The 14,668-nt window shown below is 64.5% G+C and carries 15 protein-coding genes; all 15 read right to left on the reverse strand.

Translation table 11 applies throughout. From position 1 onward, the window contains the following. Positions 1–101: 101 nt before the first annotated feature. The gene (gene fliA, locus ACXHGZ_RS14065; RefSeq protein WP_084858217.1) at positions 102–842 is read right to left on the reverse strand and encodes an RNA polymerase sigma factor FliA; all 741 of its coding nucleotides are present in this window, start codon (positions 840–842) and stop codon (positions 102–104) included. Continuing rightward, complete coding sequence (gene fleN, locus ACXHGZ_RS14070; protein ID WP_224456383.1) at positions 839–1,672, reverse strand: flagellar synthesis regulator FleN; 834 nt, start codon at positions 1,670–1,672, stop codon at positions 839–841. The genes fliA and fleN overlap by 4 nt, the downstream gene beginning before the upstream one ends. Before the next feature lie 88 nt (positions 1,673–1,760). Next, positions 1,761–3,071 carry a flagellar biosynthesis GTPase FlhF gene (gene flhF, locus ACXHGZ_RS14075; RefSeq protein ID WP_084858219.1) on the reverse strand — a complete coding sequence of 437 codons (1,311 nt, stop codon included), beginning with the start codon at positions 3,069–3,071 and terminating at the stop codon, positions 1,761–1,763. An 11-nt stretch (positions 3,072–3,082) separates the two neighbouring features. Next, the gene (flhA, locus tag ACXHGZ_RS14080) at positions 3,083–5,212 is read right to left on the reverse strand and encodes a flagellar biosynthesis protein FlhA (RefSeq protein ID WP_084858220.1); all 2,130 of its coding nucleotides are present in this window, start codon (positions 5,210–5,212) and stop codon (positions 3,083–3,085) included. Between the two features lie 381 nt (positions 5,213–5,593). Beyond that, positions 5,594–6,736: a flagellar biosynthesis protein FlhB gene (gene flhB / locus ACXHGZ_RS14085; RefSeq protein ID WP_465001282.1), complete on the reverse strand. Its 1,143-nt coding sequence runs from the start codon at positions 6,734–6,736 to the stop codon at positions 5,594–5,596. A gap of 2 nt (positions 6,737–6,738) precedes the next feature. Next, the gene (gene fliR, locus ACXHGZ_RS14090; protein ID WP_480460309.1) at positions 6,739–7,515 is read right to left on the reverse strand and encodes a flagellar biosynthetic protein FliR; all 777 of its coding nucleotides are present in this window, start codon (positions 7,513–7,515) and stop codon (positions 6,739–6,741) included. Positions 7,516–7,522: 7 nt separating this feature from the next. Beyond that, positions 7,523–7,792, reverse strand: coding sequence for a flagellar biosynthesis protein FliQ (gene fliQ / locus ACXHGZ_RS14095; protein WP_224456386.1), 270 nt, complete (start codon positions 7,790–7,792; stop codon positions 7,523–7,525). 21 nt (positions 7,793–7,813) lie between these two features. Further along, a complete protein-coding gene (gene fliP, locus ACXHGZ_RS14100) occupies positions 7,814–8,581 on the reverse strand; it encodes a flagellar type III secretion system pore protein FliP (RefSeq protein WP_084858224.1) in 768 nt (255 codons plus the stop codon). Continuing rightward, positions 8,581–9,015, reverse strand: a complete 435-nt coding sequence (gene fliO / locus ACXHGZ_RS14105; protein ID WP_480460310.1) for a flagellar biosynthetic protein FliO — start codon at positions 9,013–9,015, stop codon at positions 8,581–8,583. Before fliO ends, fliP begins: the two co-directional genes overlap by 1 nt. Positions 9,016–9,027: 12 nt before the next feature. Further along, entirely contained in the window at positions 9,028–9,492 is a 465-nt protein-coding gene (fliN, locus tag ACXHGZ_RS14110; RefSeq protein ID WP_084858327.1) for a flagellar motor switch protein FliN, read from the reverse strand. Between the two features lie 47 nt (positions 9,493–9,539). After that, positions 9,540–10,508, reverse strand: coding sequence for a flagellar motor switch protein FliM (fliM, locus tag ACXHGZ_RS14115; RefSeq protein ID WP_084858225.1), 969 nt, complete (start codon positions 10,506–10,508; stop codon positions 9,540–9,542). A gap of 9 nt (positions 10,509–10,517) precedes the next feature. Then, positions 10,518–11,015 carry a flagellar basal body-associated protein FliL gene (gene fliL / locus ACXHGZ_RS14120; protein ID WP_084858226.1) on the reverse strand — a complete coding sequence of 166 codons (498 nt, stop codon included), beginning with the start codon at positions 11,013–11,015 and terminating at the stop codon, positions 10,518–10,520. A gap of 218 nt (positions 11,016–11,233) precedes the next feature. Then, positions 11,234–12,493: a flagellar hook-length control protein FliK gene (locus ACXHGZ_RS14125; RefSeq protein ID WP_480460312.1), complete on the reverse strand. Its 1,260-nt coding sequence runs from the start codon at positions 12,491–12,493 to the stop codon at positions 11,234–11,236. 70 nt (positions 12,494–12,563) lie between these two features. After that, positions 12,564–12,911, reverse strand: a complete 348-nt coding sequence (locus ACXHGZ_RS14130) for an Hpt domain-containing protein (RefSeq protein WP_084858328.1) — start codon at positions 12,909–12,911, stop codon at positions 12,564–12,566. A 60-nt stretch (positions 12,912–12,971) separates the two neighbouring features. Next, the gene (locus tag ACXHGZ_RS14135) at positions 12,972–14,663 is read right to left on the reverse strand and encodes an ATP-binding SpoIIE family protein phosphatase (protein ID WP_480460313.1); all 1,692 of its coding nucleotides are present in this window, start codon (positions 14,661–14,663) and stop codon (positions 12,972–12,974) included. Between the last annotated feature and the right edge of the window lie 5 nt (positions 14,664–14,668).

The raw sequence follows: 14,668 nt of genomic DNA on the forward strand, positions 1-14,668 counted from the left end.
TTTGTTCAATTAGACCTCCAAGCAGTCTTTAACGCGCCCGGCCCCCGGGCGCGCGTTCAATCAATTCGGTACAACGTGCAACGACTGCGGCGAACCCTGGCTCAACGCGCCCGCCATTCTCCCAGGCGGCTGCGCAGGCGCGCCGCGCATTGGCTATGCAACTGGCTGACGCGCGACTCGCTGACCCCAAGCACCTCACCGATTTCCTTGAGGTTCAGCTCCTCGTCGTAGTACAGCGCCAGGACCAGGCGTTCGCGTTCCGGCAGGTTGGCGATCGCCTCGGCCAGGGCGGCCTGGAAGCGCTCGTCCTCCAGGTCCCGCGCCGGCTCCAGCTGGCCGCTGGCGCCATCCTCGTGCAGCCCTTCGTGCTCGCCGTCCTGCAGCAGGTCGTCGAAGCTGAACAGGCGGCTGCCCAGGGTGTCGTTCAAGATCCCGTAATAATCATCGAGACTCAATTGGAGTTCGGCAGCAACTTCATGATCTTTAGCGTCACGACCGGTTCTGGCTTCAACGGCACGGATCGCATCGCTGACCATACGGGTATTGCGGTGTACCGAACGCGGCGCCCAGTCGCCCTTGCGCACTTCGTCGAGCATGGCGCCACGGATGCGGATACCGGCGTAGGTCTCGAAGCTGGCGCCCTTGCTGGCGTCGTACTTGTTGGCCACTTCCAGCAGGCCGATCATGCCCGCCTGGATCAGGTCCTCGACCTGCACGTTGGCCGGCAGGCGTGCCAGCAGGTGATAGGCGATGCGCTTGACCAGCGGGGCATAACGCTCGACCAGTTCATACTGGGCATCGCGTGCCGCCCTGCTGTACATCTTGTAACCACTCGCATTCATAGTACCGGCCCTGCACTGGTGGGTTGCACCAGGCGCTCGACGAAGAACTCAAGGTGCCCACGCGGATTGGCAGGCAGCGGCCAGCTGTCGACCTTCTGCGCGATGGCCTTGAAGGCCAGCGCACACTTGGACCGAGGGAAGGCCTCGTAGACCGCCCGCTGCTTCTGCACCGCCTTGCGCACGCATTCGTCGTAAGGCACGGCACCGACGTATTGTAGGGCGACGTCCAGGAACCGATCCGTGACCTTGGTCAACTTGGCAAACAGGTTGCGCCCTTCCTGCGGGCTCTGCGCCATGTTGGCCAGGACGCGGAAGCGATTCATGCCGTAGTCGCGGTTGAGCAGCTTGATCAGCGCATAGGCATCGGTGATCGACGTCGGCTCGTCGCACACCACCAGCAACACCTCCTGGGCGGCACGGACGAAACTGACCACCGAATCGCCAATCCCTGCGGCGGTGTCGATCACCAGCACATCGAGGTTGTCGCCGATCTCGCTGAACGCCTGGATCAGGCCGGCATGCTGCGCTGGCGCCAGGTGCACCATGCTCTGGGTGCCGGAGGCCGCCGGCACGATCCGGACACCGCCAGGGCCCTGCAGCAACACATCGCGCAGTTCGCAGCGCCCCTCGATGACGTCGGCCAGGGTGCGCTTGGGCGAAAGGCCCAGCAGGACGTCGACGTTCGCAAGACCGAGGTCGGCGTCCAGCAGCATGACCCGCCGCCCCAGGTCAGCCAGGGCCAGGGACAGGTTCACTGAAACGTTGGTCTTGCCGACGCCGCCTTTACCGCCAGTCACGGCGATCACCTGTACGGGATGCATGCTACCCATGTTTGTTCTTTACCTTGTCTCGGGGCCCAGGCCACACAAGGGGTTGGAAAGCGCCCCTTTCGTGTAGGTACTTTGCGATGTCCATTCGTCAACCCACACGCTTGCCAGGGTTGTGGTAGAGATCAGCGAACATGTCGGCCATTGCCTCTTCGCTGGGCTCGTCCTGCAGCTGCACACTGACCGCACGACTGACCAACTGGTGCTTGCGCGGCAAGTGCAGGTCGTCAGGAATGCGCGGCCCATCGGTCAGATAGGCCACCGGCAATTCATGACTGATGGCAAGGCTCAGTACTTCACCGAGGCTGGCCGTTTCATCAAGCTTGGTCAGGATGCACCCGGCCAGGCCACAACGCTTGTAGCTGTGGTAGGCGGCGGTGAGCACCTGCTTCTGGCTGGTGGTCGCCAGCACCAGGTAGTTCTTGGCGGCAATGCCGCGCCCGGCGAGGGTCTCCAACTGCATGCGCAGGGCCGGGTCGCTGGCCTGCAGGCCAGCGGTATCGATCAGCACCACGCGCTTGCGCAGCAGTGGCTCCAGGGCCTGGGCCAGGGACTGGCCGGGGTCGACGTAGGTCACCGGTACATTGAGGATCCTGCCCAGGGTCTTGAGCTGCTCCTGGGCACCGATGCGGAAGCTGTCCATGCTCACCAACGCCAGCTGCTGGGCGCCATACTTGAGCACGTAGCGTGCGGCGAGCTTGGCCAGGGTGGTGGTCTTGCCCATGCCGGCCGGGCCGACCATGGCGATCACCCCGCCCTCCTCGATCGGTTCCACCTCGGGCACCTGGATCAGCCGCGCCAGGTGCGCCAGAACCATGCGCCAGGCCTGGCGAGGTTCTTCGATCTCGCCGGTCAGCTCGAGCACTTCGCGGGCGATGGGGCCCGACAGACCGATGCGCTGCAGGCGGCGCCAGAGGTTGGCCTGCTGCGGCTTGTTGCCCTGCAGCTGGCCCCAGGCCAGGGAGCCGAGCTGCACTTCGAGCAGCTCGCGCAGGCCCGAGAGCTCCGAGCGCATGGCGTCGAACAGGCGCGGGTCGACCGGTGCCGAGGCAGGCACGGCAGCCGGGGCCGGCGCATCGACATGGGGTTCTACCAGCGGTTCGGACGCGGTCAGCGAGAGGCCGGCGAACAATTGCCGGTTGCCTTCGTCACCTTCGTGGCGGCTGCTCAGTTCGGCCTGTGCGGTGGCAATGCGCGACTGGGTCTTGCGCAGCTCGTCCTCGAGCTCGATGTTCGGCACCCGCGGAGCCAGGGCGGACAGCTTGTAGTCCAGCGCGGCCGTCAACTCGACACCGCCGGCGATGCGCCGGTTGCCGATGATGGCGGCGTCGGCGCCCAGCTCATCCCGGACCAGCTTCATGGCCTGACGCATATCGGCGGCGAAAAAACGCTTAACTTGCATAACCCACTACCTCAGCCATTGGGGCCCACGGTGGCAACGATGGTGACTTGCTTGTTGTCAGGTATTTCCTGATACGCCAGAACATGCAAATTCGGTACAGCCAGGCGGCCGAATCGCGACAGCATGGCGCGGATCGGGCCGGCGACCAGGAGGATGGCCGGCAGGCCCTGCATCTCCTGGCGCTGGGCCGCCTCGATCAACGAGCGCTGCAGCTTCTCGGCCATGCTAGGTTCCAGGAGAACACCGTCTTCCTGGCCTTGCCCGGCCCTTTGCAGACTATTGAGCAAGATCTGTTCCAACCTTGGCTCCAGGGTGATCACAGGAAGCTCCGACTCAACGCCGACAATGCTTTGCACGATGGCACGGCACAATCCGACGCGCACTGCCGCGACCAGCGCGGCGGTATCTTGACTCTTGCCCGCATTGTTGGCGATCGCCTCGGCGATACTGCGGATGTCACGTACCGGAACCTGCTCGGACAGCAACGCCTGCAGGACCTTGAGCAAGCCCGACAAGGAAATGACACCCGGCACCAGTTCTTCAGCAAGTTTAGGCGAACCCTTGGCCAGCACCTGCAACAATTGCTGGACCTCTTCATGGCCGATCAGTTCATGGCAATGCTTCTGCAGGATCTGGTTGAGGTGGGTGGCCACCACGGTACTGGCATCGACCACGGTGTAACCCAGCGACTGCGCCTGGGCACGCTGGCCGACGTCGATCCATACCGCCTCCAGGCCGAACGCTGGGTCGCGCGCGGCGATGCCGTTGAGCGTCCCGAACACCTGCCCTGGGTTGATGGCCAGCTCACGGTCGGGGTAGATCTCGGCTTCGGCGAGAATCACCCCCATCAGTGTCAGACGGTAGGCACTGGGCTGCAGGTCGAGGTTGTCGCGGATGTGCACGGTGGGCATGAGGAAGCCCAGGTCCTGGGACAGCTTCTTGCGCACCCCCTTGATCCGCGCCAGCAACTGCCCGCCCTGGTTGCGATCGACCAGCGGGATCAGGCGGTAGCCCACTTCCAGGCCGATCATGTCGATGGGAGTCACGTCATCCCAGCCCAGCTCCTTGGTTTCCAGGGCACGTTGCGGCGAGGGCAGCAGGTCCTGCTGGCGCTGCGCTTCTTCCTGGGCCTTGAGCTTGGCCTGCTGCTGCTTGCGCCAGACCAGGTAGGCGCCGCCAGCGGCCAACCCGCCAAGGCCGAGGAAGGCGATGTGCGGCATGCCCGGGACCAGACCCATGACAATCATCAACGCCGCCGACACAGCCAGGGCCTTGGGCGAATCGAACATCTGCCGGTTGATCAGCTTGCCCATGTCCTCAGAGCTGGAGGCACGGGTGACCATGATCGCGGCGGCGGTGGACAGCAGCAGCGACGGCAGCTGCGCCACCAAACCGTCACCGATGGTCAGCAGGGCGTACACCTTGCCAGCCTCGCCGGCGGGCATGCCATGCTGCAGCATGCCGATGAGCATGCCGCCGATGAGGTTGATGAACAGGATCAGCAGGCCAGCGATGGCGTCACCGCGCACGAACTTGCTGGCACCGTCCATGGAGCCGTAGAACTCGGCTTCCTGGGCGACCTCGGCACGTCGGGCCTTGGCCTGCCCCTGGTCGATGAGGCCGGCGTTGAGGTCGGCATCGATGGCCATCTGCTTGCCGGGCATGGCGTCGAGGGTGAAGCGCGCGCTGACCTCGGAGATACGGCCGGCACCCTTGGTCACCACGACGAAGTTGATGATCATGAGGATGGCGAAGACCACGGCACCGACAACGTAGTTGCCGCCGATCACCACCTCACCGAAGGCCTGGATCACCTTGCCCGCGGCCTGATGGCCTTCGTGGCCGTGGAGCATGACCACGCGGGTGGAGGCGACGTTCAGCGCCAGGCGCAACAGCGTGGCCACCAGCAGGATCGTGGGAAACGCGGCGAAGTCCAGCGGGCGCAAGGCGTAGACGCACACCAGCAGGACCACGATCGACAGGGCGATGTTGAAGGTGAAGAAGACGTCGAGCAGGAAAGGTGGGATGGGCAACATCATCATTGCCATCATCACCAACAGCAACAGCGGCACACCGATGTTGCCCCGGCCGAGGCCGGCCAGGTTGTTTCGGGCGCTGTTGATGAGCTGGGTGCGATCCACCGGGAGTCCTCTATGAAGCAAAACTTTGACGCGATTGGGCGGTTTGGCGGTGGCTTTGCAAGAAGCCTTCCAACTTTAGATAGAAGGCAGTTGAGGTTCGTCTTGAGATAGTCGACGCCAATGAAATCCAGCGCCGCCCGCGCGGCGCATCGCGAGCTGGCGCTCGCTCCTACGTTTGTTTCGGGCCAGTCCATCCTGCGGGATTTTCGCGCGGACGCTTTGGTGCCAGACGCGAGATTGTGTCGTACGAACCAAGCGGTCGCGCGCGCCTGTCACAGGCGTTACTGGCCATAAACAAACGTAGGAGCGAGCGCCAGCTCGCGATGCGCCGCGCGGGCGGCGCTGGATATCACAGGCGCTGATGCCCTATCGCCCTACACCTCATTCATCCCGCCGCAGATCAGGCGGAATCGGCAGGTCAGGCTTGAGCGGCTCCGGCGCCTTGCCCTTGCCCGCCCGGTATTGGCGAATCTGGAACACATAGGCCAGCACCTGCGCCACGGCCAGGTACAACCCCGCCGGGATCTCCTGCTCGAGCTCCGTCGAGTAGTAGATCGCCCGCGCCAGCGCCGGCGACTCGAGAATCTGCACCTTGTGCTCGACCCCGATCTCGCGGATCTTCAAGGCGATGAAGTCGGTCCCCTTGGCCAGCAACAACGGCGCCGCCCCCCCCTTCTCCGGGTCGTACTTGAGCGCTACGGCATAGTGCGTGGGGTTGGTGATGATCACATCGGCATCCGGCACCGCCGCCATCATCCGCCGCTGCGACACCTCCCGCTGCAACTGGCGGATGCGCTGCTTGACCTCAGGCTTGCCCTCCGAGTCCTTGTACTCGTCGCGCACCTCCTGCTTGGTCATCTTCAGCTTCTTGTGCGTCTGCCACAGCTGGAACGGCACGTCCACCGCCGCGATCAGCAGCAAACCCGCCGCCATCCACAATGCACTCCAACCCACCACCTGGGCACTGTGGATGATCGCCTGCTCCATCGGCTCCTTGGCGATCGCCAGCAACGCCTGGCGGTCGTTGGCCAGCACCAGCAGTGCCACTACGAGGATCACGAAAAACTTGGCCAGGGCCTTGAGCAGCTCGGTCAACGAGTTCATCGAGAACATGCGCTTGATCCCCGAAAGCGGGTTCATGCGGCTGAACTTCGGCTGCAACAGGCTGCCGGAGAACAGGAACCCGCCCAGGGCGACCGGCGCGATGAGGGCGATCACGAACAACAGGATCAGGACCGGCTGAACGGCCCAGATCGCCATCTTGCCCGAGGTGAGCAGGAATACCCCCATGGCGCTTTCATCCACCAGCACTTCGCGGGGCAGGCTGAAGTTCAGGCGCATCAGGTCCAGCAGTGTCTCCCCCAGGTAGCCGCCGAACGCCAACAGCCCGCCGGCGCCGCCCAGGGTCACCGCCACGGTGTTGAGCTCCTTGGAGCGGGCGATCTCGCCTTTCTCGCGCGCATCGCGCTTGCGCTTGTCCGTGGGCTCTTCTGTCTTGTCCTGACCGCTTTCGCTCTCTGCCATGTTCAGCGCGCCCGTGCCAGTTCACGCAGCCATTGCAGCGCTTCGCTGGCCAATGCCTGGTAATGGGAAAGGACATCGGCGAGGCCGACCCAGAAGATGCCCATGCCCAGCACCAGGGTCAGCGGAAAGCCGATGGAGAAGATGTTCAGTTGCGGCGCCGCCCGGGTCATCACGCCGAAGGCGATGTTGACCACCAGCAGCGCCGTGATCGCTGGCAGGATCAGCAACAGCCCCGCGCCGAATACCCAGCCCAGGCGCCCGGCCATCTCCCAGAAATGATTGACCACCAGGGCATTGCCCACTGGCAGGGTGGTGAAGCTTTCGGTCAGCACCTCGAACACCACCAGGTGGCCATTCATCACCAGGAACAGGATGCTCACCAGCATGGTCATGAACTGGCTGATCACCGCCACGTTAACGCCGTTGGCCGGGTCGACCATGGACGCGAAGGCCATGCCCATCTGCACCGCGACGATCTGCCCGGCCACCACGAAGGCCTGGAACAGCAACTGCAGCGCAAAGCCGAACAACGCACCGACGATGATCTGCTCCCCGCACAACAGCACGCCACGCAGGCTCAACGGGTCGAACTCGGGCAACGCCGGCAGGCCTGGGACGATCACCACGGTGATCGCCAGGGCCACGTACAGGCGAATGCGCATCGGCAGCATGCGCGTGCCGAAGATCGGCATGGTCATCAACACCGCGGCCACCCTGAACAGCGGCAGGATGAAGGTGGCGACCCACGTGCCGATCTGCGTGTCGGTCAGCTCCAGCATGGGGGCCTCAACCGATCAGCTGCGGGATGCTGGTGTACAGGCCAATGAAGTACTCCATGAACTTCTGCACCAGCCAGGGCCCGACGACGATCAGCGTCACCAGCATCACCAGCAGGCGCGGCAGGAAGCTCAGGGTCTGTTCGTTGATCTGCGTGGCGGCCTGGAACATCGCCACCACCAGGCCGACCAACAGGCTTGGCACCACCAGCACCGCGACCATCAGGGTGGTCAGCCAGAGGGCATCGCGAAACAGGTCTACGGCCACTTCAGGTGTCATGCAAGGCTCTCCTTGGCGGCGTCACACGCCACCGAAACTGCCGGCCAGGGTACCCATGATCAGCGCCCAGCCATCGACCAGCACGAACAGCATGATCTTGAACGGCAGCGAGATGATCAGCGGCGACAGCATCATCATGCCCATGGCCATCAGTACGCTGGCCACCACCATGTCGATGATCAGGAACGGGATGAAGATCATGAAGCCGATCTGGAATGCGGTCTTCAGCTCCGAGGTGACGAACGCCGGCACCAGGATGGTCAGCGGCGCCTGCTCGGGGCTGGCGATGTCGGTGCGCTTGGACAGGCGCACGAACAGGTCCAGGTCGCTCTGCCGGGTCTGCGCCAGCATGAAGTCCTTCAACGGCCCCTGGGCCTTGTCGATTGCCTGCTGGGCCGTCAGCTGTTCGTTCAGGTAGGGCTGCAGGGCATCCTGGTTCACCCGGTCGAACACCGGCGCCATGATGAACAGCGTCAGGAACAACGCCATGCCGGTGAGCACCTGGTTCGAAGGCGTCTGCTGCAGGCCCAGGGCCTGGCGCAGGATGGAGAAGACGATGATGATGCGGGTGAAGCTGGTCATCAGGATGACGAACGCCGGGATGAAGCTCAGCGCCGTCATGATCAGCAGGATTTGCAGGCTGACCGAATACTCCTGCTGCCCGTCCGGCCCGCTGGAGAGGGTGATGGCCGGCACCGACAACGGGTCGGCGGCCACCGCCAAAGGCGCAGCCAGCAGCAGCGCGAGCGGCAACAAGGTGCTCAACAGGATGCGCAGGGCGCCACTCATCACGTCTTGTCCTTCTGGTCCTTGCCCATCAGCTCGAGCAACCGCTGGGCGAACTCCGGCGTAGCCGGGCGGGCACCGGCGGGCACCTCCACGGGTTCTGCCAGCACATGCAACGCCTCGATGCTGCCGGGGGTATGGCTGATGAGGATCTGCTCCTTGCCCACCTGCACCAACAGCAGGCGGTCACGCGGGCCGATGGCGCGGCTGCCGACGATCTCGATGACCTGGGTGCCGCGGGGCGCTGCGCCCTGCATGCGGCGCAGCAGCCAAGCGAGGAAGAAGATCAGGCCAACCACCAGCAACAGGCCGAAGACCATCTGCGCCAGCTGCCCTCCCAGGCTGCCGGGGCTGGCCGGCGTCGGCGCGCCCGCCTGGGCCGCCGCGATCACCGCCTCGCTGGCCAGCAACGTACCGAGGGCCGTCAGGCCCCGCATCGCGCCCTTCACTCAGCGCAGCTTCTTGATGCGTTCGCTGGGGCTGATCACGTCGGTCAGGCGGATGCCGAACTTCTCGTTGACCACCACCACTTCGCCATGGGCGATCAGGGTGCCGTTGACCAGTACGTCCAGCGGCTCGCCGGCCAGGCGGTCGAGTTCGATCACCGACCCCTGGTTGAGCTGCAGCAGGTTGCGGATGCTGATCTCGGTGCTGCCCACTTCCATGGAGATGTTCACCGGGATATCCAGGATCACGTCCAGGTTCGGCCCTTCCAGGCTGACGTTGTCGCTGGGCCGCGGGGAGCTGGCGAACTCTTCCATGGGCAGGCGACCGGCGCCCGGCTTGCCGCTGTCGGCCGCCAGCAGCGCGTCGATGTCGGCTTGGCCGGCGTTGCCGGTTTCCTGCAGGGCAGCCGCCCACTCATCGGCCAGGGCCTGTTCCTCCGGGGAGGTGATCTCGTTTTCGTTAGCCATGATGTCCTCGACAGGCATTCAATTCGGAAATAGCGACCGGCACGCCGTCAGCGGCGTTCGATCGGGTCGATGATCTGCAGCGACAAGGTGCCCTTGTGCGAGCCCAGGCGCGCCTTGAACGACGGCACGCCGTTGGCCCGCAGCACCAGGTGCTCGGGCAGCTCGACCGGGATCACATCGCCCGGCTGCATGTGCAGGATGTCGCGCAGCTTCAGCTGGCGACGGGCCACGGTGGCCGACAGCGGCACGCTGACGTCCAGCACGTCCTCGCGCAGGGCCTTGACCCAGCGTTCGTCCTGGTCGTCCAGGTCGGACTGGAAGCCCGCATCGAGCATCTCGCGCACCGGTTCGATCATCGAGTACGGCATGGTCACGTGCAGGTCGCCGCCACCGCCGTCCAGCTCGATGTGGAACGTCGACACCACCACCGCCTCGCTGGGGCCGACGATGTTGGCCATGGCCGGGTTGACCTCGGAGTTCATGTACTCGAAGTTGACCGGCATGATCGCCTGCCAGGCTTCCTTGAGGTCGACGAAGCACTGGTCCAGGACCATGCGCACCACCCGCAGCTCGGTCGGGGTGAACTCACGCCCCTCGATCTTGGCGTGCCGCCCGTCGCCGCCGAAGAAATTGTCCACCAGCTTGAACACCAGCTTGGCGTCGAGGATGAACAGCGCGGTACCACGCAGCGGCTTGATCTTGACCAGGTTCAGACTGGTCGGGACATACAGCGAATGCACGTATTCGCCGAACTTCATCACCTGCACGCCACCGACCGCCACGTCGGCAGAACGACGCAGCAGGTTGAACATGCTGATGCGGGTGTAGCGGGCGAAGCGCTCGTTGATCATTTCCAGGGTCGGCATGCGTCCGCGGACGATCCGGTCCTGGCTGGTCAGGTCATAGCTCTTGACGCCGCCGGGTTCGCTGGCGCTTTCGGTTTGTACCAGCCCATCGTCGACGCCATGCAAGAGGGCGTCGATTTCATCCTGGGACAGCAGGTCCTGCACGGCCATCTGGGGCTCCTACTGCAATACGAAATTGGTGAACAGCAACTGGTCGATGACCGGCTTGCCGACTTCCTTCTGCGCCACTTCCTGGACCACCGCGGTAGCCTTCTGGCGCAGCATCTCCTGGCCCACCGAACTGGCAGCCAGGGTGTCGAAGCCTTGACCGGAGAACATCATCACCAGGTTGTTGCGAATGACCGGCATGTGCACTTTGAGCGCATCCAGGTCGGCCTGGTTGCGACCTTGCAGGGTGATGCTCACCTGCATGTAGCGCTGGCGCCCGTTCTGGTTGAAGTTGACCACGAAGGCCGGGGCCAGGGGTTCGTAGATCGCCGCGGGCTTGGCGTTGGCCTGGGCAGGGTCGGCCGCCGGGGCCGACTCGCTCTTGTGCATGACGAACCAGGTGGCGCCCACGGAGAGACCGACCGCCAGGAGCAGGGCCAACACCAACAACAGGATCAGCTTGAGTTTGCCTTTTGTGGCGGGGTCTTTGACTGCTTCGCTTTTCGCCATGCCAATAATCCGTCGTCCATCGGGGTTTCAAGGGAGGATGACGGGGGTTGAGCAAGTGTTATGCCAGATTTGATGCGGCGCTTATCCGGCAGATGGCAGATCCGGCCCTATCGCCGGCAAGCCGGCTCCCACAGGTACGGTGGCGCCTCCGAAAACAGCGCTGGACAGGTGGGAGCCGGCTTGCCGGCGATGGGGCCGGTTAGGGCCAGGAAGGAATGTCAGGCGTAATAGTCCACCGCACTGTCGCCGATGACCACCTGCGGCTCGATCGGCCGTGACGCCTCGGCCACTTCACCCTCCTCGCCGCCCCCGGCCATGGCACGCCGCGCCGCGACGCCCGAGAGGTTCGAACCGTCCTGCTGTCCCGGCTGTTGCTGCTGCCCACGGGACTGGTCGGCGACATTCACGTCCGGCTGCGCCAGGCCTTGCTGGGCGAACAGTTCACGCAGGCGATGCACCTGGCTGTCCAGCGCGTCGCGCACACCGGCATGGCCGCTGATGAAGGTGACCTGGGTGGATTGGTCCGTCGCCACGTTGACGCGGATGTCCAGCCGGCCGAGCTCGGCGGGTTCGAGCTGGATATCGGCGGATTTCAGGTTCTGGCTGGACAGGTACATCACCCGGTTCACCAGCCCTTCGGCCCAAGCGTTCTGGTTCATCGGCAACGGCTGGTGCAGCGGGCTGGCCGGCACGGCGTTGGCGGTTTTCGGCGTGGCGGCCTGGGTCAGGCTGGCCAACCGGTCGGCGAAGTCATCGACGCGGGTGTCGCTGCCGGCTCCCTTGATGTCCTTCAGGCCATCTTCGAGCAGTTCGCCGAACGCCTTGTCGCCCGGCTGCGACTGGCCACGCTCGGCGTCCACCGGGTCGACCAGGTTCGCCAAGGTATTGACGGCAGCCTGGCCGTCCTCGACCTGGGCGGCATTGTCTGGGGAGGCGGCATGGGTGGACGTCGTACCCTTGGCCTGGGCGCTGTGCTCCAAGGCCAGGCGCAAGGTCGGCAGGTTGGCCAACGGGTCGGCTTCGGGATCGAACGGCTCAGCGCTTGCCTCTTCTTCGGGCGAAGGCTCGGCAGGTGACTGGACAGCCGCCTGCAACACAGGCGCCACCGCTTCGGCCTGGGCCTGGATCAACTGCGCACCGGGTTGCGCGTCGGTGACCTGGCCGGCCACCAGGTTGGCATCGAGGGGGCTGCTATCGCCAGCGCCTTGCGTCTGTTCGGAAGCTGGCAAGGTATTGCCGGCTTCGGCAACCGGTTGCGCTTCCTTCGGCTGCTCCTTGCCGCCGGCGGCCTCGTCGCGCGTGTCCTTCGGCTTGGCCTGGGCCGCCTTGCCATCGCCCCCTTGGCGCGCCATCACCTGGCCGAAGCCATCCCCCGCCTGATTGCCCGCCGATTGCGGCTTGTCGGCCGTCGCGGCGCTGGCGCGTGACGGCTTGGCCAGGGCATTGGCTTGCAACAGTGGGTTGGGTGCGACAGGCATTGAAAGGTCTCCGCGCCGGAAATCGTGAAATCGTCCAGGCAAAGACAGGCAAGACTCGCGCCAGGTTTGCTCAGCCAGCGGAAATACGTTGTCGCTCACTGCGATAGAAGCGCTGCACCTCCAGGTATTCCTGGTCGATGCGGTTGATCAGGTCCTCGATTCCATACAAAGGTCGCTGCCGCACCCGCTCCTCGAGCTGGCGGCACAACTCGGCGAGCCCGACCGCCCCCATGTTGCTGCTGCTACCTTTGAAGCTGTGCGCGGCCTGGCCCAGTTCCTCGGTGCTCTTGGCCCCATGCAGCTGGTTCAGGCGTCGCTCGGAGTCTTCGAGGAAGGTTTCCAGCAATTGCAGGTAACCATCCTCCATGACCTCTTGAAGATCCGCGAGGACCTTCTGGTCGATATGCATGTCAGTCACTTGTTCACTCCCTTGATCAAGCTCGATCGTACCTGCCTGGGCAGGGCCCGCGCCGAACACCTACCAGCAGAATACCACTCGTGCGCAACGACCGCCCTCCAGCCATTCGGCGCCCTGGCAGAGGCTGCGGACCAATTGTACGCCCCGCCCGCTCAACCCATGTTCCGCTGGGTGGCGGGACAACACCCGTGTCACGTCGAAACCTGCGCCACTGTCGCGTACTGCTACTGTCAGACGGCCGCCTGCAGGCAAGGGTTCAACTTCCAGGTCGATGCGTACGAAGCCGTCCAGCGCTTGCCCCAGGCGCAGGTTGCGCTGGCGGTAGTACTCGGCGAACCCCTGGGCATCGTGCTTGAGCCGTGAATCCAGGCCCAGCACCCCATGTTCGAGTGCATTGGTATACAGCTCGCTGAGGACGGTATGCAAGAGCCCACTGCTTGGCCGCAGGCCGTGGATTTCCTGCAACAGCTGTACTAGGTATGGCACGGGATTGAAACGTTTCAAGCTCTCGGCCTGCAGCTCGAAATGCAGCGACCAGTTCAAGGGGCTGCCATGGCCATTGTCAGCGTAGCCCGCCGGCACCGGCACCTGCCGTTGCGGCTCGACCATGGCGATGTCGCACAGGCTGATATCGTCTCGCCGGCGCCCACCGAAACGCTCCAGGGCGCCCATGACATCGTCGAGCAAGCACGCAGGGTCATGATTACCTGCCAGAACCGCCTGCAAGCGCGATACACCGAACAACCGATCCTGATCGTCACAGGTGTCGACCACGCCGTCAGACAGCAACAGCAGCCGCTCGCCGACTGCCAACGGCAACACCTCGGTACTGTCGTCGAACCGCTCCGGCGCCAGGATACCCAGCGGCAGGTGGCGGGATACCAGCGAGGCCAACACTTCACCGGTGGCCGACAGGTGATAGGCGTCCGGCATGCCGCCGCTCCACACCTCCACCCTGCCACGCTCGAAGCTCAGGTTGAGCATCACTGCGCAGCAGAACATGTCCACCGGCAGGATGCTCTTGAGCTTGGCGTTCATCTCGCGCAGCGTGTGCGCCACACCATAGCCCTTGGCGCTCATGCCATAGAACACTTCTGCCAGCGGCATCGCGCCGATCGCCGCAGGAAGGCCATGGCCGGTGAAATCGCCGAGCAGCACCTGCATATCACCGCAAGGGGTAAAGGCAGCCAGCAGCAGGTCGCCGTTGAACAAGGCGTAGGGCGATTGTCGGTAACGAATGTTGGGCGCACGCAGGCAACCGGAATGCGCCACCTTGTCGAACACAGCCTTGGCCACGCGCTGTTCGTTGAGCAGGTGATGGTGATGCCGGGTGATCTGGTCGCGTTGCTCCAGTACCGTGGCATGCAGGCGACGCAAGCGGTCCATGGCGCGGATCTTGGCGCCCAGGATCACGGCACTGTAGGGCTTGGCCATGAAATCGTCGCCGCCGGCCTCCAGGCAGCGCACCAGGGCGTCTTCTTCGTTCAACGAGGTCAGGAAGATGATCGGCACGAAGGCCTCGCCGGCCAGCGCCTTGATCCGCCGCGCCGCTTCGAAGCCGTCCATGACCGGCATCAGCGCGTCGAGCAACACCAGGTGGGGGCGCTGTTCGGCGAACATTGCCACGGCCTGCTCGCCGTTCTGCGCGGTGAAGACTTCATGCCCCTGACGCCGGACGATCTGCGCCAGCAATAGCCGATCCGCCGCGCCATCCTCGGCAACCAGCACGCTCAGCGCCCGTTCGGCCGGCATGATGG

It is taken from the genome of Pseudomonas shiyinii (assembly GCF_056725765.1).

Excerpts from the sequence above, each read along its gene's own strand:
- fliA (WP_084858217.1), bottom strand. The coding sequence starts at position 842 with ATGAATGCGAGTGGTTACAAGATGTACAGCAGGGCGGCACGCGATGCC.
- fleN (WP_224456383.1), bottom strand. The coding sequence starts at position 1,672 with ATGGGTAGCATGCATCCCGTACAGGTGATCGCCGTGACTGGCGGTAAA.
- flhF (WP_084858219.1), bottom strand. The coding sequence starts at position 3,071 with ATGCAAGTTAAGCGTTTTTTCGCCGCCGATATGCGTCAGGCCATGAAG.
- flhB (WP_465001282.1), bottom strand. The coding sequence starts at position 6,736 with ATGGCAGAGAGCGAAAGCGGTCAGGACAAGACAGAAGAGCCCACGGAC.
- fliR (WP_480460309.1), bottom strand. The coding sequence starts at position 7,515 with ATGCTGGAGCTGACCGACACGCAGATCGGCACGTGGGTCGCCACCTTC.
- fliQ (WP_224456386.1), bottom strand. The coding sequence starts at position 7,792 with ATGACACCTGAAGTGGCCGTAGACCTGTTTCGCGATGCCCTCTGGCTG.
- fliP (WP_084858224.1), bottom strand. The coding sequence starts at position 8,581 with ATGAGTGGCGCCCTGCGCATCCTGTTGAGCACCTTGTTGCCGCTCGCG.
- fliO (WP_480460310.1), bottom strand. The coding sequence starts at position 9,015 with ATGCGGGGCCTGACGGCCCTCGGTACGTTGCTGGCCAGCGAGGCGGTG.
- fliN (WP_084858327.1), bottom strand. The coding sequence starts at position 9,492 with ATGGCTAACGAAAACGAGATCACCTCCCCGGAGGAACAGGCCCTGGCC.
- fliM (WP_084858225.1), bottom strand. The coding sequence starts at position 10,508 with ATGGCCGTGCAGGACCTGCTGTCCCAGGATGAAATCGACGCCCTCTTG.
- fliL (WP_084858226.1), bottom strand. The coding sequence starts at position 11,015 with ATGGCGAAAAGCGAAGCAGTCAAAGACCCCGCCACAAAAGGCAAACTC.
- ACXHGZ_RS14125 (WP_480460312.1), bottom strand. The coding sequence starts at position 12,493 with ATGCCTGTCGCACCCAACCCACTGTTGCAAGCCAATGCCCTGGCCAAG.
- ACXHGZ_RS14135 (WP_480460313.1), bottom strand. The coding sequence starts at position 14,663 with ATGCCGGCCGAACGGGCGCTGAGCGTGCTGGTTGCCGAGGATGGCGCG.